Below are 21,950 nucleotides of genomic sequence, written 5' to 3'. Positions count from 1 at the left end.
AGAACCATTTTCTGAGAGGACAGACCAATGGCCGACAGCCCCACCCCACATTTCGACACGCTGCAAATTCACGCAGGAGCCAACCCCGACCCGGCCACCGGCGCGCGGCAGACGCCGATCTATCAGACCACAGCCTATGTCTTTCGCGATGCCGATCACGCGGCGGCTTTGTTCAACCTTGAGGAAGTCGGCTATATCTATTCGCGCCTGACCAACCCGACCAACGCGGTCCTGCAAGAGCGTATCGCCACGCTCGAAGGCGGTGTGGGCGCGGTCTGCTGCTCCTCGGGTCACGCGGCGCAGATCATGGCGCTGTTCCCGCTGATGGGGCCGGGCAAGAATATCGTCGCCTCCACCCGTCTCTACGGCGGCACGGTCACCCAATTCAGCCATACGATCAAGCGCTTTGGCTGGTCCTGCAAATTCGTCGACTTCGACGATCCGCAGGCCGTGGCCGATGCGATCGACGACGACACCCGCGCGGTCTTTGGTGAGGCCATCGCAAACCCAGGCGGCTATATCATGGATGTGCGCGCCATTGCGGATGTGGCCGATGCGGCGGGCATTCCGCTGATCATCGACAACACCAGCGCCACGCCCTACCTCTGCCGCCCGATTGAACACGGCGCGACGCTGGTGGTGCATTCCACCACCAAATACCTCACCGGCAATGGCACTGTCATGGGCGGATGCGTGGTGGATTCGGGCAAGTTCGACTGGTCCGCGAATGACAAATTCCCCTCCCTCAGCCAGCCTGAGGAAGCCTATCACGGCATGAAGTTCCACGAGACCTTCGGCCCCATGGCCTTTACCTTCCACGGCATCGCCATCGGGCTGCGCGACTTGGGGATGACGATGAACCCGCAGGCGGCGCATTACACGCTCATGGGGATCGAAACCCTGTCGCTGCGCATGGAGCGGCATGTGCAAAACGCGGTGAAGGTGGCCGAATGGCTCGAACAGGACGACCGGGTTGAGTATGTGACCTATGCCGGGCTGAAATCCTCGCCCTATCACGAGCGGATGCAAAAGGTCTGCCCCAAGGGCGCAGGCGGGCTTTTCACCTTTGCGGTCAAGGGCGGCTATGACGCCTGTGTGAAACTGGTCAACAGCCTTGAGATCTTTAGCCATGTGGCGAACTTGGGCGATACGCGCTCGCTGATCATTCACTCGGCCTCCACCACGCACCGACAGCTGACGGCAGAGCAGCAAGAAGCGGCAGGGGCCGGTCCGGGCGTCGTGCGCATCTCCATCGGGACGGAGGACGCTGACGATCTGATCGCCGATCTCGATCAGGCACTGGCCAAGGCGACCAGCTAAACCACCTTCCCCCGCCGATCACCTCGGCGGGGGTTTTCCATCTGCGGCAGCTTACTGCCCCGGGGCAATCGCAAAGGTCATCGAGACCTGCGCCCGCACCTCAACCTCACCTTCGGCCACGGCACTGTCCATCGCCATCCCCATACGGGCGGATTCGAACATCTTGGGCTGCGCGTGGGAGTTTTCGGTCATGCGGATCAGCGTGCCGAGCTTCACCCCTGCCGCCTCGGCCAACTGCCGCGCGCGTTCGGTGGCATCCGCAACGGCGGCCTTGCGTGCCTCGGCCAGCGCATCTTTCGGGTCTTGAAGACCGAAGTCCAAGCCGTTGAAATCATTCGCGCCCTCGTCGATCACCGCATCCATCATCGCGCCCAAGCGGTCCAGATCCCGCACCTTGACCGTTACGGAGTTGCCCGCCTGATAGCCAGTGATGCGCGGCGGCTGGCCGTTCTCATTCCCGCGGCGGTCATGTAGCGGGCGCAGGTAGAAACGGCTGGTCTGACGGTCCTTCGCCGCGACGCCCTGCGCATCCAGCTGGGTCAGGATTGCGCTCACGGCGGCATTCACCCCGTCCATCGCGGCCTTGGCGGTTTCGGCCTCTTCGGTCACGCCCAGAGTGATCGTTGCCATGTCGGGCGCGGCGGCGATGCTGCCTTGGCCGGTGACGATAATCCCCTCTTCCGGTCCCTGCTGGGCCGAGACCAACCCGGCCCCCGCCATCCACGCCAGCGCCACCCAATTCATCAGTCGCATGTTCGTTCCTTTCCGTGCATCAATGCGCCGCCATTTGCCCATCGCGGGCGGGGTCTGACAAGCACCTGCGCGGTGCGCACCCTTCCCTTGGGCGAACTCCTGCTCTATCCTTCGCCATGACTGCGGCGCGTCTGTAAGTGCGCCCGACCCCATGCTAAAGTCGACCGCGATGAAGCCGAATTTTACCCTCTCCCTGTCGTTCGACGGCATTCGTTTGCTCCACCGCACATCGGGCGGATGGCAGCTTGTTGGTGAAGTGGCGCTCGACAGTGCCGATCTGGCGGCGGAACTGGCGGTCTTGCGCAAAACTGCCACGGCGTTGGAGCCGGGCGGGCTGCGCAGCCTGCTGTTGATCCCCGACGCGCAGATCAAATACCTCACCCTCGACACGCCGGATATGGACCCCGCCGCCCGCCGTGCGGCAGCGGCAGAGGCGCTGGAGGGGGCCACGCCCTATCCGGTTTCCGATCTGGTGTTCGACGTGCATGCCGATGGCGGGCAGAGCCATGTGGCCGCCGTGGCCCGCGAGACCTTGGACGAAGCCGAGGCCTTCGCGGTGGAGCACCGTTTCCACCCGGTCAGCTTTGCCGCCGCCCCGGCCAATGAAAATTTCGAGGGCGCGCCGCATTTCGGCATGACGAAAGCCGCGTCAGACCTGCTGGAACCCGGCGAAACCGTGGAGCCTGAGACGGCTCCCATCGTGATTTCCGGCGTGATGAACGCGCCCGAAGGGCCGGTCGTGGACACGGATGAGACGACCCCCGTGGCCGAGCCTGAGCTTGCCCCGACGCCGGAGGAGACCCCGCCGCCGTTAGAGGAAGACCTGCCAGATTTGGCATCGACCGAGAACGTTTCGGAAGCCTCCCCCGCGTTGGAGCCAACCCCCGAAGACACGCCACCTCCCTTGAACGAAGACCTGCCCGCCTTGGACGCTGCGACGGAAACGGAGGCGACGGAAGACCCGGCAGAGGCCGAACTGACCCCCACTCCAGAGGAAACCCCACCGCCGTTGGAGGAAGACCTGCCCGCGCTGGGGACCGCCGCGCCAAGCGAGGAACCGGAAGAGACGGAGGCGGACGCGCAGCCCGCCCCCACGGGCAGCGTTGCGGCATCCGCAGCCCCCCTTGCGGCGGCGGCAAGCACGCAGGCCGCGCCGCAGCCCGAGCCTTCGCGCAAGGTTGATTTCTCGGCACCGCCCTCGCGCAGCGCCCCTGCCGCCGGTTTTGCAAGCCGCCGTGGCGGGTCAGACAACGCGCCCAGCCTTGGCGGCGCGCGCCGGGAGGCACCCCCGCCCCCGCCTGCCGCCAAAGCGGAAGCGACGCCCGCGCCCGCCCCCAGCACAGCCTCCCTGCCCGTCGGCGCACCTTCGCCCGCCGCGGCCCCGCTTGCGCCGCAGATGCCCGTCGAACCGGCCACCGCCGCCGCCGCCGCGACGGAGGCTTCCGCCCCCCAGCCCGACAGCAGCTCGCTGACGCCCGAGGCGACCACCTCCACCGGCACCTTCCTCAGCCGCCGCAAACCGAAAGCGTCGAAAGACCGCCGGACCGCCCCTGCCAGCCCCGCCGCGGCCACCCCAGCGTCGGAGGCCGAGCGAATGACCGTCTTTGGCGCGCGCCGCCGGAACGAAGTCGGCGGCAAGCCGCGTTTCCTTGGCCTGATCCTGACAGCGGCGCTTTTGGTCTTCTTGGCCGGTGTCGCGGCTTGGGCCTCAATCTTCCTCGACGAGGGCAGCGCGCTTTCGCGGCTCTTTGGCGACCGCAGCCCGCGCAGCACCGCCGAAGCCTTGGCCCCTGCGGAACCCCCTGAAATCGAGAATGACATCGCCGTTTTGCCCCCCGAACCGGCAGAGCCTGACGCGATAGAAACCGCCGCCTTGGACGCCGGCCTGACCGATGAAGACGGTGCCGTGCTCGACGCGCTGCGCGACCCTGAGCCGCGCCCCCTGTCAGAGATGACCGAGGCCGAGATCGACGCCAAATATGCCACCACCGGCATCTGGGCCCGCGCCCCGGACGTGCCCCCGGCCCCGGCGGCGGCAATTGATATCGACGATCTCTACCTCACCAGCATCGACCCGATCAGCAGCACGACAGATGCCGTGGCCCTGCCGCCCGCCGATGGGTTCGGCACCGACATCGCCCCCGGCGCGGTCAGCTCTCCGGCGGCGGCGGGCACACGCTTTGCGCTGGACGCGCGCGGCTTGGTCAAACCCACGACGCAGGGGGCGCTCAGCCCCGACGGCCATCTGGTCTACCTCGGACGCCCCGCCGTGCAGCCCCCCGCCACTCTCACACGGCCCGAAGCCGAACCGGCTGAGCCTGAGGTCGACAGCGGCTTGGCCGAGGCCCGGCCCCGTCTGCGCCCCAACGATTTGGCAGAGACGACCGAACGCGCCCAGCTTGGCGGGCTGACACGGTCCGAATTGGCCGATCTGCGCCCGCAACTGCGGCCCAAATCCGTTCAAGAAATCGCTCAAGAAGCGCTCGCCGCTGCCACGCCTGAGCCCGAGGTTGCCCCCATCGACACCAGTGGCGCGGTCGCCGCCGCCCTCGCCACGCCGCCCGCAATCCAAAACGCGACGAAACAGGCCACAACCCAGTCGCGCCGCCCCGATACCCGGCCCCGCAATTTCGACCGGATCGTGAAACGCGCCGCCCGCCGGGCTGCGCCTGCGCAGGTCGCGAGCGTCGCGCCCAAAGCGGTCCAACCGCGCTTTCCATCGAAAACCTCCGTGGCGAAACAGGCCACGGTGAAGAATGCGATCAACCTGCGCGACGTCAATCTGATCGGCGTCTATGGCAAGCCCTCGAACCGCCGCGCTCTGGTTCGGCTCAGCAACGGGCGCTATCAAAAGGTTGAGGTCGGCGACCGGATCGACGGGGGCCGCGTCTCGGCCATTGGCGATAGCGAGTTGCGCTATGTGCGCCGGGGTCGGAATGTCGTGCTGAAGATGCCGAACTAGGTCTCACCACATAAAAAGGGACGCCGCAGCGCCCCTTTCTCCCTCCCCCGGATGTTCTTCTGATTAGGTAGCCTCAAGCTCACCATTGTCGATCTGCTCTTGCTCGATCGATTCAAAGAGCGCCTTGAAGTTGCCCTCACCAAAGCCGTCGTCGCCCTTGCGTTCGATGAACTCAAAGAAGATCGGCCCGATCACGGTTTTCGAAAAAATCTGCAACAGGATGCGCGTCTCACCCCCGTCGACCACGCCCTCGCCGTCGATCAGGATGCCGTGTTTCTGCATGCGGTCCAGCGGCTCTTCGTGGTCGGTCACCCGCTCTTTCGACATCTTGTAATAGGTCTCGGGCGGGCCGGGCATGAACTTCAGCCCATTGTCGGCAATCGCATCGGTGGCGTCATAGATGTTACGCGCGCCGACGGCGATATGCTGGATGCCCTCGCCGTTGTACTTCTTGAGATAGGCCACGATCTGGCCGGTCTCGCCCCGGTCTTCGTTGATCGGGATGCGGATGCGCCCGCAGGGCGAGGTCAGCGCGCGGCTAGTAAGCCCCGTATATTTGCCCTCAATGTCGAAGAAGCGGATTTCGCGGAAGTTGAACAGGTCGCCGTAGAACTTGAACCAGACGTCCATATTGCCCTTGTGCACGTTGTGGGTCAGGTGGTCGAGGTAGTAGAACCCCACGCCTTCGGGCTTGGAGGTGGCGATCCAGTCGTATTCCCAGTTATAGGGCGAGGTGTCGTAATACTGGTCGACGAAGTAGATCAGCGAGCCGCCGATGCCCATGATCGCGGGCACGTCGAGCACCTTGCCATCGCCTTTATACTCCTCGGCGCCATTCGCTACCGCGTGCTCCAGCGCCTTTTGCGCATCCACCACGCGCCAGCCCATCGAGGGGGCGCAAGGGCCGTGTTTTTCGACAAAACGCGCGGCAAAGCTTTCGGGGTCGTGGTTCAGGACGTAGGTGATGTCGCCCTGCTGCCAAAGCTCGATCTTCTTGGTCTTGTGATTGGCGACATGGGCATAGCCCATTTTGGTGAAGACATCGCGCAGCGCCTGCGGGTCGGGGCTGGCAAATTCGACGAACTCGAAACCATCGGTACCGGCGGGGTTCTCTGCCGTGATCTGCGATTTCGGGGCGTCATGCGGGAAAGGGCCCATGTTAGTCTCCTCTGCTTTTGGATTTCCCCCAGTCTACGCAGCAACCGCCGCGCGGATTGCGCGTATCGCAGCATTCATCTGGTCAATTTCGCGGAAGTGACGCATAGTACCTCCAAACCATGCGGAGATTGCGCATCATGCTCGATGAGATCGACAGGCGGCTGCTAACGGCGCTGCAAAAGAACGCCCACCTCACGGCGCAGGAGTTGGGGCAAGAGCTGAACCTCTCCCCCAGCCAAGCCGGGCGCAGGCGGCAGCGGTTGGAGGCGGAGGGCTACATTCGCGGCTATCACGCGCGGCTCGATCCGGTGCGCATGGGGCTGAACGTGCAGGGCTTCGTGCAGGTCCATCTGGGCACCCACGGGCCGGAACATTCGGCAAGCTTTGCCCGGCTCATGGCCACCCGTCCCGAGATTGTGAGCGCATGGACGATGACGGGGGATGCGGACTACCTCCTGAGGGTCTATTGTGACGATCTGCCGAGCCTGAACAGGCTCATTCACGACGTTCTTCTGCCCCATCAGGCCGTGAGCCGGGTGCATAGCCAGATTGTCATGGATCAACTGAAACAGGACGGGCCGCTGCCCACCTGACGCTGAAAGAGGACCGCAATGGAAGGTTTCCTGTTCCAAGCCTCCGTCTATCTGGCCGCTGCGGTGATTGCCGTGCCCATCGCCGCGCGATTGGGGCTGGGGTCGGTGCTGGGCTATCTGGCGGCGGGCATTCTGATCGGGCCGGTGCTGGGCCTTGTCGGGTCCGAGACGAAAGACGTGCAGCATTTCGCGGAATTCGGCGTTGTGATGATGCTCTTCCTGATCGGGCTGGAGTTGGAGCCGCGCGCGCTGTGGGACATGCGCCACCGTCTGCTGGGCTTGGGGGGCTTGCAAGTGCTGCTGTCGACCGCGGCGCTCATGGCCATCGCCATGGCTTACGACCAGCCGTGGCGCGTGGCGCTGGCGATCGGGCTGACGCTGGCCCTCTCTTCGACGGCCATCGTGCTGCAAACCCTTTCGGAAAAGGGGCTGATGCGGACACAAGGCGGGCGCTCCGTCTTCTCTGTCCTGCTGACGCAGGATATCGCGGTGATCCCCATTCTCGCCTTCCTGCCGCTGCTGGCCACGGGCATTCCGGGCGGGCTTTTGCCCGATGGGTCCATCTCGCTCGATCCTGAGGCGGTGGAGAATGCCCATCACGGGGCCGAGGGCAGCCACGCGGGCGACGTCGCCCATGCCGCCCAGACCTTCGTGCAAAGCCTGCCCGGCTGGGGCGTTACGCTGGTCACGATCGGAGCGGTCGCCGCGATCATCCTTGTGGGCATCTACCTGACCCGTCCGGTGTTCCGCTACATCCACCTCGCCAAGCTGCGCGAGATGTATACCGCGCTGGCGCTGCTGATCGTGGTGGGGATTTCCTCGCTGATGACCGTGGTCGGCCTGTCGCCCGCGCTCGGCGCCTTTCTGGCGGGCGTGGTGCTGGCCAGCAGCGAGTTCCGCCATGAGTTGGAAACCGACCTCGAACCCTTCAAGGGGCTGCTCTTGGGGCTGTTTTTCATCACCGTGGGGGCGGGCATCAACTTTGTCCTCCTGTTCGAAAAACCGCTGATCCTGATCTGCATGGCGCTGTTGGTCATCATCGTCAAAGCGCTGATCCTGATGGTACTGGGCCGCCTCTTCCGCCTCAAAGGCCGCGACGGTTGGCTTTTCACGCTGGCGCTGGCGCAGGCCGGGGAATTTGGTTTTGTGCTGGTCAGCTTTTCCCTCGCCACCGGCGTCATGCCCGACCCGATTGGCGAGACGCTTTTGCTGGTCGTGGCCCTAACCATGCTCATCACGCCGCTGCTTTTCATCCTGCACGACCTGATCAGCCGACGCCTTGACGACGGCGGCCCCGTCATCGCCGATGAGATCGACAGCAGCGGCCCGGTGATCATTGCGGGCGTCGGGCGCTTTGGCCAGATGGTGAACCGGATGGTCCAAGCTAGCGGATTTCAAACCGTCGTGCTGGACCACAACCCCGAGACCATTGCCGTCATGCGGCGCTTTGGCTTCAAAGGGTTTCTAGGCGATCCCACGCGGCCCGACATCCTGCGCAAGGCGGGGCTGCAAGAGGCCAGCGTCTTGGTGGTGGCCCTTGATGATCCGAAATCCGCGGTCTCTCTGATCTCCTACGCGCGCAAAGAGAACCCGAACCTGCATATCGTCAGCCGCGCCCGCGACCGCGAGGAGGTCTACCGCCACTATCAGGCCGGGTCGAATGACATCGTGCGCGAAATGTTCGACAGCTCCCTCCGCGCCGGGCGCTATGTGTTGGAAAACATGGGGCTTTCGGATTTCGAGGCGAATGAGGCGCAAAAGCTTTTCTACGCCCACGACCGGGTCTCGGTCCGCGAATTGGCGGCGCTTTGGCGGCCCGATGTGCCGCCTTCGCAAAACGCCGCATATGTGGCCCGCGCCAAGGAATTGCAAAAGGAGTTGGAGACCGCCTTTCTCAACCTTGGCGAGGACAAGGGCAAGGAAAGCGCCTGAACCGGGCAGCCCCTTTCGGGGGGCCACCCGCACCGCCCTATGCGTCGCTGACGCCCGCTTCGGCAAAGGTGGCCATGCCCGCGTGACAAGCAAGCGCGGTCTTTAGGATGCCAATCGCCAAGCCCGCGCCTGAGCCCTCTCCCAGACGCAGGTTCAACTCCAGCAGCGGCTCCTTGTCCAACGCGCCCAAGAGCCGCCGGTGACCGCTTTCCGCGCTGAGATGCCCCGCGACGCAGTGATCCAGCGCGCCGGGTGCCGTCCGCGCGAGGCTGAGCGCGGCGGCACAGCAGATGAAACCGTCGAGGATCACCGGGATGCGCAAGGCCCGCGCCCGCGCCAAAGCTCCGGCCATCGCGGCCAATTCCCGCCCCCCGAGGCGGCGCAGCTGCTCTAGCCCATCGCCCTTGTCCGCATGCAGGGCGACACCCTCGGCCACGACCTCGGTCTTCAGCGACAGGCCCGCGTCATCCACCCCGGTGCCGCGCCCGGTCCAGAACTCCGCCCCGCCGCCCAAAAGCGCCGTGGCAAGTGCCGCCGCCGAGGTGGTGTTGGCGATGCCCATCTCACCCACGACAAGCAGATCGGCCTCGGGATTCACCGCCTCCCAGCCCGCCCGGAGCGCCTCGGTGAATTCGTCTTCCGCCATCGCGGGCGCGACGGTGAAATCTTGGGTGGGCCTGTCCAAGGACAGCGGCACCACGTCGAGGCTCGCGCCATTGACCCGCGCGATCTGATTGATCGCCGCCCCGCCCTGTTCAAAGTTCGACACCATCTGCGCCGTCACCTCTGCCGGGAAGGCCGAGACGCCCCGCGCGGCGACCCCGTGGTTGCCTGCGAAAACGATGATCTGAGGCGCGGCGATCTCGGCCCGCGCACCGCCTCGCCAGCCCCGATACCAGACCGCGAGGTCTTCCAACCGGCCAAGCGCGCCGGGGGGTTTGGTCAGCATGGCGTCATGGGCCCGCGCCTCTGCCATCGCCGCGTCGTCGCAGGCGGGCATCGCACGCAGCAGGCTGCGAAATTCGGTAAGACTGGCGAAAGACGTGTTCATATGCGGCCCTTTGCGGATTGATATTCAATCGTTTCTAGCCTTAGCCTGTCGGCGCTGAAAGTGCCGAAGGGGCGAAATAATGGCCATTCCCAACATCACCGCCCTGAGGCAGGCCTTCCGGCCCCGCGACATCGCCGTGGCCTTTGTCCTGCTGACCCGCCTGCCCCTGCCGCATTTCCACTTCCCGACCGAGCCGCTCCGCCCCCCGGCCCGCAGCGCTTGGGCCTATCCATTGGTCGGGATCGTGCTGGCGCTGATTGCCGGGGCCGTCGGTATGGCGCTGACGCGCCTGGGCGCCACGCCGCCGCTGGTCGCCGCCTTCGTGCTGCTGACACTCGTGATGCTGAGCGGGGCGATGCATGAAGATGGCCTTGCCGATTGCGCCGATGGGTTTTGGGGCGGCTGGACCCGCGAAAAGCGCCTGAAAATCATGAAAGACAGCGTGATCGGCACCTATGGCGTCGTGGCGCTGGTGCTGTCGCTTTTGCTGCGTTGGTATCTCATCAGCGAATTGATTACGGATGAGGCGCTGATCTGGGCGCTGGTCGTCGCCTCCTGCGGGTCGCGGGCGGCGATGGTCTGGGTGATGGACAGCCTGCCCCCCGCGCGCCGCGACGGGCTGTCGGATCGCACAGGCCGCCCTGGCGAATTGGCAACCGCGGTTGCCGTGTTGATCGGCGTGGGGGTGATCGTGATGGCACCGGACTATTCGGCGTGGCGTTTAGCGCTGTTGGGGCTTCTGGCCGCGCTGGTGGTCCGTCAAATCGCCAAGCGCAAGATCGGCGGACAGACCGGAGATGTCTTAGGCGCCACCCAGCAGGTAACCGAAATTGCCCTGCTAACTGGCTGTCAGATGATGGCCTATGGCTGGCAGGCCATTCCATAAAAAAAACCACGCCCCCGGAAGGGACGCGGCCTTTTCTTAAATTCTGCGGCCTTTAGGCGGCGACGCGGCTTTCCAGCACATCGCCGACCTGTTTCGCAGCGGCGAGTTCATCGCCCCCCGAAACAGCCGCCACTTCACGGGTCAGGCGCTCAAGGGCTGCTTCGTAAAGCTGACGCTCGGAATAGCTCTGCTCGCGCTGGTCGTCGGTGCGGTGCAGGTCGCGCACGACCTCGGCAATGGCGATAAGATCGCCGGAGTTGATCTTTTGCTCATACTCCTGCGCGCGGCGGGACCACATGGCGCGCTTGACCTTGGCCTTGCCCTTGAGCGTCTTCATCGCGTGGTTGATCACATCGGGTGTCGACAGGGCGCGCATGCCGATTTCGGTCGCCTTATGGGTCGGCACCCGCAGGGTCATCTTGTCTTTTTCAAAGGAAATTACGAAGAGCTCCAGCGCGATGCCGGCAACTTCCTGCTCCTCAATCGAGACGATCTGCCCGACGCCATGCGCAGGGTAGACGACGAATTCATTAGGGCGGAAATCAAGCTTTTTCGATTTGGTCATATAGATCGCTCCTTGGCGCGCGGGGGAAGCCCCGCCATTAACTCAGACACCTGAACAGCACGTAAAACGCATGCGAAGCGCAGCCTGAGTGGTCTGCGTTCGGGTGCGTTTGAGTTAGAAATGTGAGGTCAACCTTGGCAGCAGGGTCGAAACATTATCAGGCTCGTGTGTTACAGCTTAAAGACACTATAGCACAGAATCACGCCTTTCGGAAGCGCCCCCAAGCCGCCATCGGCGGTTTCCCGGTCAATTCAGCGGGTTAACACTTAAAGTTGAGGTCACAGAGGCGCAACAAAGCGCGAATCGCCGTGCCTTAGCCGCCCTCGCCCGGTTTTTCCGAGAAGAGCTCCATCTTGCCCTCTTTGCCATCCATCTCTTCCGCTTCAGGCAGCGGGTCTTTCTTGGTGATGATGACAGGCCAAAGTTCGGAATACTTCCGGTTGAACTCCACCCATTTTTCCATATCCGGCTCGGTGTCCGGGCGGATCGCATCAGCGGGGCACTCAGGCTCGCAAACGCCGCAATCGATGCATTCGTCAGGGTGGATCACCAGCATGTTCTCGCCTTCATAGAAGCAGTCCACCGGGCAGACTTCGACACAGTCGGTGTATTTGCAAGCGATGCAGGCGTCATTCACGATATAGGTCATGCGGAAACTCTGGCTGGATATGTGAGGGACTAGCTAAACCGGAGCGCGGGATCATTCAAGGTGGCGCGCCTTAGAAAGATCAAGCTGCCTGCGGTCGCGCTTGGTCGGGCGGCCCTTTCCCTCAAAACCGGGATTTTCGGGCTGTCTGTCCTTTGATTTGGGCTGCGGCGGGGACAGATCGGTGTAGAGCGTCTGCGCTTCGGGGGCCGGGCCGCGGCGATGGCCGATCGCCTCAATGCGGATCACCCGCACATGGTCGCCTTGCGAAAAGGTCAGCACATCGCCGGGGCCGACACTGCTGGCGCGTTTCTGCGTCGGCGTGCCGTTGATCCGAACCGCGCCGCCCGCCACCTGCGCGGCAGCGAGCGAACGGGTTTTGAAAAAGCGGGCGTGCCACAGCCATTTGTCCAGCCGCAGTTTCGCGCCCGCCTCCACTTACTTGTCGTCCTTCAGCCCCATCAGCGCGGCGGCAAAGGGGTTGTCAGGGTCGATCTGCTTTTCCTTACGCGGAGGACGGGCAGAGAAGTTCTGCGACTTACCGCCCTTGTCCCCGCCGGGCTTGCGCCCTTTGCCCTTGGCAGGCTTGCCACGCGGCTTGCCTTGCCCTTGATTGCGGTCCCCGCCGCGACGGTTGCTACCGCCATTGCCGCGCGGGCTGCGGGCCCACGTGAAGATGTAATAGGTCTCCATCTCCGGCCCGGCGACATCGGCATCGGGCGCGGTGCCCTGCGGGATTTCTTCCGCTGGTACTTCGGGGATGTTGGTGTCGACCTCGGGGTCTTCCGATGCCACGTCCGCGATAGGTGCGATGCCGTCGTCGGGCATCTGCGCCACATCTGCGGGGCGGTCGTCGGGGTTGGTCTCATCTGAAGGAGTCTCGATGATACCGCCCGCAGGTTCCTCGGCAGCGACATCCATGATCGGCTTGTCGGCCGCGTCGTCCCCGGGCAGATCGCTGTCGAGCTTCTCGGGCACCACGGTATCGGCGGAAGGGGCCATCGCGTCATGGCTGCCGTCCTTGGGCATCACCACATCGACGGGTTTCACCTTGGTCCGCTCGTCCTTTTCGGCCTTGTAACCCAGACCTTCCATCAGGTCGGCGAATTGCTCAAGCGTCATGCCGGTGATCGACAGCATGTCAGGCTTGGCCTCGAACCCACCGCGCGAATCTTCGGCCCGCAGCATATCGGCGAGACGTTCCAGCATGTCGATGCGGATCGCGCGTTTGCCGGCGTTGCGGTAGCCCGACATGGTGTCGGCCCCGGCGGGCGCTTCGGCTTCGACCGGGATGGTCACCAGACCGGGCGGGGGGGATTCAGGGAATTCGTTCAACCCTTTGGCCAGCGACCACAGCACCAGACGCAGACGTGTCGGCGCGGGTTTGAGCATCAGCGGCATGAAGATGGTGAACTGGCCGAACCGGATGCCATGTTTGCGCAGCGCACCGCGGGCGTCTTGATCCAGGGCCTTCACATCCTCGGCCACTTGGGCGCGGGGCAGAATGCCGAAATTCTCAACCAGTTGGAAAGCAAAGCCACGGGCCAGACCGGTCAACGTGTCATCCTTGCTCAGCCCCAAAAGCGGCTCGAACAGGGCCGCGACCTTGCGGTCGATGAAGTGCTGGAGGCGGCGTTTCACCTTCTCGGCCACTTCAGGCCCGGCGATGTCGTCGACGAAGACTTCGACCTGCGGCTTCAGCGCGTCGCTGCCAGCGGTCAGTTTGCCCACCGCGGCGCTGCCCCACATGAGGCCGCCCTGTTCGGTGAAATCAATCTCGGTGTCTGGAGCGTTGTAGAACCGGTCGGCGCGCAGATGGAACTGCGGAGCCAAGGCCTGCAATGCGGCGGTTTTCACCGTTTTGTCTTCAGCCGCACCCGCGCCCTTGTCCACCCGAAAGCGGAACCCGTCCAGCTTGCCTACAAATTCACCTTCAACGGTGACTTCACCGGTCTCGTTTACATCGGCCACCATGGCTTCCTTCTGTCCAAGCCGGCGCAGCAATACACTCGTGCGCCGATCTACAAATCTTTGAGTCAAACGCTCGTGCAGAGCGTCCGACAAGCGGTCTTCTACGACACGCGTCGTGTCGCGCCAATGGCTTTCGTCCTTTGTCCAGCCCTTGCGCTGCGCAACGTAGGTCCATGTGCGAATAAACGCGAGTCGTTTGGACAACGCATCAATGTCGCCATCGGTTCGATCAATTCGTTTGATTTGTCGTGCGAGCCAATCATCGGGGATATATCCGCGCTGGTGCAGATCGTTGAAAATGGTCTCCAAGAGCCCCGCATGTTCCGCATGGCTGATGCCGCGGAAATCGGGAATCCGGCAGACATCCCACAGGAGCCGCACCGAAGCGCCATCCGTGGCCCGGGCAAAAACCTCATCCACCTGCGCCAGCGCCTTGAGCGCGCGCAGATCGTCGGATTCCCGCGCCCTGACCAGCCGCTCGTCTTCGGGCGGCATTTCCAAGGTCTTGATCAGCCGATCAATGCTGCCGAATTGCAAAGCGTGATTGCGCCAGTTGATCTTGTTCTGCGGCGTAAAGTTGTGATCCATGATCGCGCGGGCAACGTGATCGTCCAGCGCGGGCGCGTCCCCGGTGGTGCCAAAGGTGCCGGATTTGAACCCGCGCCCCGCCCGGCCAGCGATCTGTGCCAGTTCATTCGGGGCCAAGGGCCGCATCCGCCGCCCGTCAAACTTACTGAGCGCCGAGAAGGCCACATGATCGACATCGAGGTTCAACCCCATGCCGATGGCATCGGTGGCAACCAGATAGTCGACCTCTCCGTTCTGATACATCGCCACCTGCGCATTGCGCGTGCGCGGAGAGAGTGCGCCCATAACCACCGCCGCACCGCCCTTTTGGCGGCGGATCAGCTCGGCGATGGCATATACATTCTCAACCGAAAAGCCGACGATTGCGCTGCGCGGCTTCATCCGGCTTATCTTTTTCTGACCTGCATAGATCAATTCGCTCATCCGGTCGCGGCGCATGAAATCGACGCCCGGCACCAGCGCCGCGATGGTGCCGCGCATGGTGACGGCCCCCATGAACAGCGTCTCATGCAGGCCCCGCGCGCGCAGCAGACGGTCGGTAAAGACATGGCCGCGCTCGGGATCGGCGCAAAGCTGGATCTCGTCGATGGCCACGAAATCCGCGCCCATCTCCTGCGGCATCGCCTCGACAGTGCACACCCAATACTGCGTGCGCGGCGGCACGATCCGCTCTTCGCCCGTGACCAGCGCCACCACCGAGGGGCCGCGCGCCTTGACGATCCGGTCATAGACCTCGCGCGCCAAAAGCCGCAGCGGCAGGCCGATCACCCCAGTCCGATGGGCCAGCATCCGTTCGATTGCATAGGTCGTCTTGCCGGTATTTGTCGGGCCGAGAACGGCCACGACGCGCTTGTTGCCTGCCACCTGTCTATCCTTGAATTAAAGCTCGCGCCCGATGCCGTCCCGGCGCAGCCCCTCAAGGGCCGCGCGGGCGTCTTCGTGATGCGGGTTGAGGGCGAGCGTCTTGCGGTAAAGTGCGGCCGCGCGGCCCAGATCTCCGAACTCCTGTATCATCACGGCAAGGCCGAAGATCGCGTTGTAATTGTCGGGGTTCAGCGCCAGCGTCCGTTCCAGATCATCCAGCGCGGGGCCATAGAGGTCGGCCCCGTAATAGGCCTGCGCCCGCGCATGAAACCCTTCGGCGAAACCGGGGGCGTGATCGGTCAGCGCGGTCAAATGCTCGATCGCCAAACGTGCATCGCCATCCGCCATTGCCTCCCGCCCCCGCGACAGCAGCAAATCCATCGCAGCCGAACCGGAGCGCTGCCAATGCGCCTCGATCTCATGGGCGATTCTGGGGGCCTCCGCCGCTGGGGCCTCGCGCAGCTTTTGCATCAGGTCGGGCGGGGCCTTCTCGGCCACGGCCATGCCCGCAAGCAACACAAAGCTACCAACTGCCGCAACGGTATGTTTGAGGTTGACGGGTATGATGCGCATAACAAAACTGAATGTAACAGGCTGCCGCCGCAATTCCAGACGTAGCGGGGCCAAATGCCAAAAAAGGGCGAGCGATGAGCGATATTGTGAACGAAGCGGTAGTGGTGCTGAACGAAAAGCTGGCCGGCAGCGATTTTGACGGCACGGCCAAGTTCGACATCGAAGGTGAAGGCACCGTGATGATGGACGAAAACGGCGCCCGCGCGGCGGACGAAGAGGCCGACGTGACGCTGAGCGCGGATGCCGAAACCTTCCAGTCCATCCTCGAAGGCGACACCAACCCCACATCCGCATTCATGACCGGCAAGCTCAAGATCGACGGCGACATGGGCATGGCGATGAAGCTCGCCGCTGTTCTCGGCTGATGCATCTGGACCCGGCCCCGCTCTACACCGATATCGCCCCCGGCCCCGATGGGGGCCAAGCCCATTGGGCCGAGGCATCGGATGGCAAGCGGATCAGGCTGGGTCATTGGCCCTGCGCAGGCGCGCGGGGCACGGTGCTGTTCTTCCCGGGGCGGACCGAATATATCGAAAAATACGGGCTTTGCGCCGCCGATTTCGCGCGGCGCGGCCTTGCCACCATGGCGATCGACTGGCGCGGTCAGGGACTGTCGGACCGGCTTTTACCGGACGCGCGCGTCGGCCATGTGGATGTTTTCAGCGACTATCAGAAAGACGTCGCCGCCATGCTGCGCGCCGCGCGCAGCCTGAACCTGCCGCGCCCCTATTTCCTGCTGGCCCACTCCATGGGCGGCTGCATCGGCCTGCGTGCCGTGATGGAAGGGCTGCCGGTGCAGGCCGTCGCTTTCACCGGCCCGATGTGGGGCATCTATGTTGTCCCGCATCTGCGCGCGCTGGCGTGGTCCTTGGCGCAGTTCATGCCCCGGGTCGGACAGGGCCACCGCCTGCCCCCGGGCACCAAGATCGAAGCCTATCCTGCCATCGCCCCTTTCGAAGACAACCTGCTGACCACCGATCCGCAGATGTACGACATGATGCGCGACCAACTGGCCGCCCATCCGGAGCTGAGCCTCGGCGGCCCCAGCTTCGTCTGGCTGCGCGAGGCGCTGGCCGAGACCAAACACCTCGCCGGACGCTCGGCGCCCAACATTCCCTGCGTCACCTACCTTGGCAGCAACGAGCGTATCGTCGCCACCGACCGCGTTCACAAGCGCATGGCGCAGTGGAAAGGCGGGCGGCTGGAGATCGTGCCGGGCGGTGAGCACGAGGTGCTGTTGGAGAGGCCGGAGTTGCGCAAGCCGATCTTCGACGGGCTGGAAAAGCTCTATCTGGGCAATATCACCGGTTAAGCCCTCGCCAGCGTCATTTTCCTGTGCAATTGGCCTGCGCCGCCTAGATTGCTTGGGATGACACGCGAACCCGTCCTCAGCTTCACCGAAAACGGCATCTACTGCGCCGCCGGTGACTTCTACATCGACCCTTGGCGCCCCGTCGCCCGGGCGCTGATCACCCACGGCCACTCCGACCACGCCCGCGACGGCATGGGCAGCTATTTGGCCACCCATGCCGCGCTCCCCGTAATGCGCCACCGGTTGGGCGAGATCGCCATCGAGGGCATCGCCTATGGCGAGACGCGCCAGATCGGCGGGGCGACGGTCTCTTTCCACCCCGCGGGCCATGTCCCCGGCAGCGCGCAGATCCGGGTTGAGGTCGGTGGCGAGGTTTGGGTTGCCTCGGGTGACTACAAGGTGATCGACGATGGCATGTCCGAGGCTTTCGAGCCGGTCCGCTGCCACCATTTCATTACTGAGAGCACCTTTGGCCTGCCGGTCTTTCGCTGGGCGCCGCAGGCCGAGGTAGCAGCCCAGATCAACGACTGGTGGGCGGGTTGCAAGGCGGCGGGCAAGACCGCTTTCCTCGGGGCCTATTCACTGGGCAAAGCACAGCGGCTTCTGTCGATGCTTGACCCCGAGATCGGCCCGATCTTGACCCATACGGCGGTGGAGAACACCAACGAGGTGCTGCGCGGCCAAGGCATCGCGCTGCCCGACACCACGCTGGTGACGCCCGAACTGGCGCCTAAAGAACATCCCGGCGCGCTGGTGCTGGCCCCGCCCTCCGCGCTCGGCAGCCAATGGGCACGGCGGTTCGGCGCGCAGGAGAGCGCCTTTGCCTCTGGCTGGATGGCGCTGCGCGGGGTGCGCAGGCGGCGCGCGGGGGATCGGGGCTTTGTCATCTCGGACCATGCGGATTGGCATGGGCTGCTCTGGGCGATCCGCGAGACCGGGGCGGAAAACATATATGTCACGCATGGTTACACAGATATCTTCACGCGATACTTGAACGATCAGGGGTGGAACGCCGAAGTCGTGCCCACCCAGTTCGAAGGCGACGGGGGCGACAGCGAATGAAGGATTTTGCCGCGCTTTTTAACGCCGTCGACCAGACCACCAAGACCACGGTGAAGGTCGCCGCACTGGCCGAGTATTTCACCACGGCCTCCGAGGATGACCGTCTCTGGACCGTCGCGCTTTTCTCGGGCCGCCGCCCGAAACGCGCGGTCACCACCACCAAATTGCGCGAATGGGCCTCGGAAGCCTCGGGCGTGCCGCTCTGGCTCTTCGAGGACAGCTACGCCATCGTCGGCGATCTGGCCGAGACCATCGCGCTGGTCCTGCCACCAGTCGAGAGCGACGACACCGGCACGCTCACCTCGTGGATAAACGCCCTGCGCGGGTTGAAGGATCTCGACGACACGGCGGGCAAGGAATTTGTCCTCTCGGCGTGGCAACAGCTTGGCGGCACCGAAAGGTTTCTTTTCAACAAGCTCATCACCGGCGGCTTTCGCATCGGCATCAGCCAGAAGCTGATGACCCGGGCGCTCTCGCGCGCCACCGGGCGGCCCGAGGCGGAGATGGCGCACCGCCTGATGGGCAACTGGCACCCCGACGACGTCACATGGCACAGCCTGATCGAGGCGGAGGACGCCAGCGCCGACGCCTCGCGCCCCTACCCCTTTTACCTCGCCTATGCGCTTGAGGACGGGCCGGAAGGCTTGGGCGATCCGAGTGACTGGCGGGCGGAGTGGAAATGGGACGGTATCCGCGGCCAGCTCATCCTGCGCGACGGCGACTATTTCGTCTGGTCGCGCGGCGAGGAGTTGATGACCGACCGTTTCCCCGAACTGGCCCGCGCCGCCGATCACCTGCCGCCGGGCACCGTGCTCGACGGCGAATTGCTGGTTTGGCAACCCGGCGCCGAATACCCTTCCTCCTTCAATGCTTTGCAAGCCCGCATCGGACGCAAGACGGTGCCGAAGAAGCTGCTGACGGAAGCCCCTGTCGTGCTGCACGCCTACGACCTGCTGGAATGGCAGGGCGAAGACATCCGCCACCGCCCCTTCGCCGAGCGCCGCGCCCTGCTGGAAGAGGCCGCCGCCGATTTGCCCGAGGACGCACCCGTCCGCCTCTCGCCCCAGCACCAATTCACTGATTGGGCCGAATTGGCCACCCTGCGCGAAACGGCGCGCGAGGCGCAGGCCGAGGGGCTGATGCTGAAACGCGCCGACAGCCCCTATCTTTCGGGCCGCAAAAAGGGCGACTGGTGGAAATGGAAGCTCGACCCGCTGACCATCGACGCGGTGATGATCTACGCGCAATCAGGCTCGGGCCGCCGCGCGAACCTCTTTACCGATTTCACCTTCGCGGTCTGGAACGGCAACGATCTGGTGCCCTTCACCAAGGCCTACTCCGGCCTCACCGACGCCGAGTTCCGCCAGATCACGGCATGGGTGCGCAAGAACACGCAGCAACGTTTCGGCCCCGTGCGTCAGGTCACGCCGCACCATGTTTTCGAAATCGCCTTCGAGGGCATCCAGCCCAGCCCGCGCCACAAATCCGGCGTCGCCCTGCGCTTTCCCCGGATGCTGCGCTGGCGCAAGGACAAGCCGCTGCAAGAGGCCAACACCCTCGACGATCTGAAAGAAATGCTGCGCATCTACGGATAGGTTGTTCCGGCCCGCCCGGAGGCATAGATGTGACGAAACGCAAATGAGGTACACCGATGTTTCAGCTTCCCTTCCCGCTTCACGATGCCAACGCCAGCGCCGGGGGCAAAGACCTTGGCGATCTGCCGGAATGGGATCTGAGCGATCTCTATACCAGTGAGGACGCGCCCGAATTGAAACGCGACCTCGACTGGCTGGAGGAAGCCTGCGCCAGCTTCGCCGCCGATTACGAAGGCAATCTGGCCGCGCTCGATGCCAAGGGTCTGCTCGACTGCGTGCTGCGCAACGAGAAAATCAATCAGGTCGCCGGGCGCATCATGTCCTTCGCCGGCCTGCGCTACTACCAGCAGACCACCGACGCGGGCCGGGCCAAGTTCATGTCCGACATGCAGGAGAAGATCACAGACTACACCACGCCGCTGGTGTTTTTCACGCTGGAGCTCAACAAGCTGCCCGACGATCACCTCGCCAAACTGCTGGACGAGAACCCCGACCTCGCGCGCTACAAGCCCGTCTTCGACCGCATCCGCGCGATGAAGCCCTACCAGCTTTCGGACGAGATGGAGAAGTTCCTGCATGACCTCGGCGTCGTCGGCGACGCATGGGAGCGGATGTTCGACGAAACCATCGCCGGGCTGGAGTTCGAGGTCGACGGCGAGACGCTGAACATCGAAGGCACGCTGAACCTGCTGACCGACCCCGACCGCGCCAAGCGCGAGGCGGGTGCGCGGGAACTGGCCAATGTACTGGGCCGCAATATCCGCACCTTCGCCCGCGTGCACAACACGCAGGTGAAGGAGAAAGAGGTCATCGACCGCTGGCGCGGCATGGAAACGCCGCAGACGGGCCGTCACCTCAGCAATCACGTAGAGCCGGAGGTCGTCGAGGCCCTGCGCAACGCCGTGGTCGAAGCCTATCCGAAGCTGAGCCACCGCTATTATGAGCTCAAGCGCAAGTGGCTGGGCCTTGACGTGATGCAGGTCTGGGACCGCAACGCGCCGCTGCCGATGGAAGACCCCAAGGTCGTCGACTGGGCGCAGGCCGAAGCGACCGTGATGGAGGCCTACCACGCCTTCGATCCGCGTATGGGCGAACTGGCCAAGCAGTTCTTCACCAAGGGCTGGATCGACGCGGGCGTGAAACCCGGCAAGGCGCCCGGCGCCTTCGCGCATCCCACCGTGACGGACGTGCACCCCTACGTGATGCTGAACTACCTCGGCAAACCGCGCGACGTGATGACGCTCGCGCATGAGTTGGGCCACGGCGTGCACCAAGTGCTGGCCGCCGATCAGGGCGAAATGCTCTCCTCCACCCCGCTGACGCTGGCCGAGACGGCTTCGGTCTTCGGCGAGATGCTGACCTTCCGCAAGATGCTCGACAAGGCGCAGACCCAAGCCGAGCGCACGGTGCTGTTGGCGGGCAAGGTCGAGGACATGATCAACACGGTCGTGCGCCAGATCGCCTTTTATGACTTCGAGTGCAAATTGCACGAGGCGCGCCGCGGCGGGGAGCTGACACCCGACGACATCAACGCGCTGTGGATGAGCGTTCAGGCCGAAAGCCTTGGGCCAGCATTCGAGTACATGGACGGCTACGAGACCTTCTGGGCCTATATCCCGCATTTCGTGCATTCGCCCTTCTACGTCTATGCCTATGCCTTTGGCGACGGCCTCGTGAACGCGCTCTACGCCGTCTACGCGGATGGTGAAGAGGGCTTTGAAGAGAAGTATTTCGACATGTTGAAAGCGGGCGGATCGAAGCACCACAAAGAACTGCTCGCCCCCTTTGGCCTTGATGCCAGCGACCCGGCTTTCTGGGACAAGGGCCTGTCGATGATCTCTGACATGATCGACGAATTGGAAGCGATGGAGGACTGATGTCCCGCGCCGAGTGCATGAAAGAAAGGTTCGCCCCCTTCTTTGTCTGGATTCAGCGGCGGGTGCCGCCCGGATTTAGATTTGCGCTCGGCCTGCTGCTCATATGCGGCGGCATCCTCGGGTTCTTGCCGATCCTCGGATTCTGGATGCTGCCGCTTGGCCTCATGGTGGCGGCGATGGATGTGCGGCTATTTCGACGCTGGCGCTCTCTTCGCCGCAGACGGCGGGCAGAACGGCCTTGA

Annotated in this window: 19 protein-coding genes; 11 read left to right on the top strand and 8 right to left on the bottom strand. The window is 64.1% G+C overall.

Annotated features, from left to right (window positions below; all coding sequences use genetic code 11):
- Positions 1 to 27: 27 nt before the first annotated feature.
- The gene (locus tag ACGYLI_RS11410) at positions 28 to 1,320 is read left to right on the top strand and encodes an O-acetylhomoserine aminocarboxypropyltransferase/cysteine synthase family protein (RefSeq protein ID WP_394419256.1); all 1,293 of its coding nucleotides are present in this window, start codon (positions 28 to 30) and stop codon (positions 1,318 to 1,320) included.
- 51 nt (positions 1,321 to 1,371) lie between these two features.
- Here ACGYLI_RS11410 and ACGYLI_RS11405 read toward each other — a convergent pair whose 3' ends face one another.
- On the bottom strand, positions 1,372 to 2,073 hold the full coding sequence (locus tag ACGYLI_RS11405; RefSeq protein WP_394419255.1) for an SIMPL domain-containing protein: 702 nt from the start codon (positions 2,071 to 2,073) through the stop codon (positions 1,372 to 1,374).
- A gap of 151 nt (positions 2,074 to 2,224) precedes the next feature.
- Here ACGYLI_RS11405 and ACGYLI_RS11400 point away from each other — a divergent pair, with 151 nt between their 5' ends.
- Complete coding sequence (locus ACGYLI_RS11400) at positions 2,225 to 5,035, top strand: hypothetical protein (RefSeq protein ID WP_394419254.1); 2,811 nt, start codon at positions 2,225 to 2,227, stop codon at positions 5,033 to 5,035.
- Positions 5,036 to 5,098: 63 nt separating this feature from the next.
- Here the strand turns inward: ACGYLI_RS11400 and hppD are convergent, their stop codons facing one another.
- Positions 5,099 to 6,193, bottom strand: a complete 1,095-nt coding sequence (gene hppD, locus ACGYLI_RS11395) for a 4-hydroxyphenylpyruvate dioxygenase (protein WP_394419253.1) — start codon at positions 6,191 to 6,193, stop codon at positions 5,099 to 5,101.
- A 137-nt stretch (positions 6,194 to 6,330) separates the two neighbouring features.
- On the opposite strand from hppD, the gene ACGYLI_RS11390 reads away from it, so the two are divergent.
- Together ACGYLI_RS11390 and ACGYLI_RS11385 are read left to right on the top strand one after the other, a co-directional pair.
- Positions 6,331 to 6,786, top strand: coding sequence for an Lrp/AsnC family transcriptional regulator (locus tag ACGYLI_RS11390; RefSeq protein WP_271689612.1), 456 nt, complete (start codon positions 6,331 to 6,333; stop codon positions 6,784 to 6,786).
- An 18-nt stretch (positions 6,787 to 6,804) separates the two neighbouring features.
- On the top strand, positions 6,805 to 8,718 hold the full coding sequence (locus tag ACGYLI_RS11385) for a monovalent cation:proton antiporter-2 (CPA2) family protein (protein WP_394419252.1): 1,914 nt from the start codon (positions 6,805 to 6,807) through the stop codon (positions 8,716 to 8,718).
- A 37-nt stretch (positions 8,719 to 8,755) separates the two neighbouring features.
- Here the strand turns inward: ACGYLI_RS11385 and cobT are convergent, their stop codons facing one another.
- The gene (gene cobT, locus ACGYLI_RS11380; protein WP_394419251.1) at positions 8,756 to 9,769 is read right to left on the bottom strand and encodes a nicotinate-nucleotide--dimethylbenzimidazole phosphoribosyltransferase; all 1,014 of its coding nucleotides are present in this window, start codon (positions 9,767 to 9,769) and stop codon (positions 8,756 to 8,758) included.
- A gap of 79 nt (positions 9,770 to 9,848) precedes the next feature.
- Between cobT and cobS the strand changes: the two genes are divergently transcribed.
- Entirely contained in the window at positions 9,849 to 10,655 is an 807-nt protein-coding gene (cobS, locus tag ACGYLI_RS11375) for an adenosylcobinamide-GDP ribazoletransferase (protein WP_394419250.1), read from the top strand.
- A 52-nt stretch (positions 10,656 to 10,707) separates the two neighbouring features.
- On the opposite strand, the gene ACGYLI_RS11370 is transcribed toward cobS, so the two are convergent.
- The 5 genes from ACGYLI_RS11370 to ACGYLI_RS11350 form a co-directional block, all read right to left on the bottom strand.
- Positions 10,708 to 11,220 (bottom strand): CarD family transcriptional regulator, encoded by a 513-nt coding sequence (locus ACGYLI_RS11370; protein WP_007120274.1) that lies wholly within the window; start codon positions 11,218 to 11,220, stop codon positions 10,708 to 10,710.
- A 313-nt stretch (positions 11,221 to 11,533) separates the two neighbouring features.
- On the bottom strand, positions 11,534 to 11,869 hold the full coding sequence (fdxA, locus tag ACGYLI_RS11365; RefSeq protein WP_067262482.1) for a ferredoxin FdxA: 336 nt from the start codon (positions 11,867 to 11,869) through the stop codon (positions 11,534 to 11,536).
- A 51-nt stretch (positions 11,870 to 11,920) separates the two neighbouring features.
- On the bottom strand, positions 11,921 to 12,304 hold the full coding sequence (locus tag ACGYLI_RS11360; RefSeq protein ID WP_271689608.1) for an RNA-binding S4 domain-containing protein: 384 nt from the start codon (positions 12,302 to 12,304) through the stop codon (positions 11,921 to 11,923).
- Positions 12,305 to 15,289, bottom strand: a complete 2,985-nt coding sequence (locus tag ACGYLI_RS11355) for a helicase-related protein (protein ID WP_394419249.1) — start codon at positions 15,287 to 15,289, stop codon at positions 12,305 to 12,307.
- Positions 15,290 to 15,304: 15 nt separating this feature from the next.
- On the bottom strand, positions 15,305 to 15,862 hold the full coding sequence (locus ACGYLI_RS11350) for a hypothetical protein (protein WP_394419248.1): 558 nt from the start codon (positions 15,860 to 15,862) through the stop codon (positions 15,305 to 15,307).
- A gap of 74 nt (positions 15,863 to 15,936) precedes the next feature.
- On the opposite strand from ACGYLI_RS11350, the gene ACGYLI_RS11345 reads away from it, so the two are divergent.
- Genes ACGYLI_RS11345 through ACGYLI_RS11320 form a run of 6 tightly spaced genes read left to right on the top strand, consistent with a single transcriptional unit; the run spans position 15,937 to position 21,950 of the window.
- Positions 15,937 to 16,227, top strand: coding sequence for an SCP2 sterol-binding domain-containing protein (locus ACGYLI_RS11345; protein ID WP_067262473.1), 291 nt, complete (start codon positions 15,937 to 15,939; stop codon positions 16,225 to 16,227).
- Positions 16,227 to 17,174: an alpha/beta fold hydrolase gene (locus ACGYLI_RS11340; protein ID WP_394419247.1), complete on the top strand. Its 948-nt coding sequence runs from the start codon at positions 16,227 to 16,229 to the stop codon at positions 17,172 to 17,174. The genes ACGYLI_RS11345 and ACGYLI_RS11340 overlap by 1 nt, the downstream gene beginning before the upstream one ends.
- Before the next feature lie 57 nt (positions 17,175 to 17,231).
- Positions 17,232 to 18,236, top strand: coding sequence for a ligase-associated DNA damage response exonuclease (locus ACGYLI_RS11335; protein WP_394419246.1), 1,005 nt, complete (start codon positions 17,232 to 17,234; stop codon positions 18,234 to 18,236).
- Complete coding sequence (locus ACGYLI_RS11330) at positions 18,233 to 19,831, top strand: ATP-dependent DNA ligase (RefSeq protein ID WP_394419245.1); 1,599 nt, start codon at positions 18,233 to 18,235, stop codon at positions 19,829 to 19,831. Before ACGYLI_RS11335 ends, ACGYLI_RS11330 begins: the two co-directional genes overlap by 4 nt.
- Before the next feature lie 56 nt (positions 19,832 to 19,887).
- The gene (locus tag ACGYLI_RS11325) at positions 19,888 to 21,708 is read left to right on the top strand and encodes a M3 family oligoendopeptidase (protein ID WP_394419244.1); all 1,821 of its coding nucleotides are present in this window, start codon (positions 19,888 to 19,890) and stop codon (positions 21,706 to 21,708) included.
- Positions 21,708 to 21,950, top strand: a complete 243-nt coding sequence (locus ACGYLI_RS11320; protein ID WP_394419243.1) for a hypothetical protein — start codon at positions 21,708 to 21,710, stop codon at positions 21,948 to 21,950. Before ACGYLI_RS11325 ends, ACGYLI_RS11320 begins: the two co-directional genes overlap by 1 nt.

Origin of the sequence: Sulfitobacter sp. 1A13421, assembly GCF_043557285.1 — a bacterium.
GTDB classification, from domain to species: domain Bacteria; phylum Pseudomonadota; class Alphaproteobacteria; order Rhodobacterales; family Rhodobacteraceae; genus Sulfitobacter; species Sulfitobacter faviae.
The sequence above is the reverse complement of the archived record's forward strand: the minus strand, read 5'-3'. Positions and strand labels throughout refer to the sequence as shown.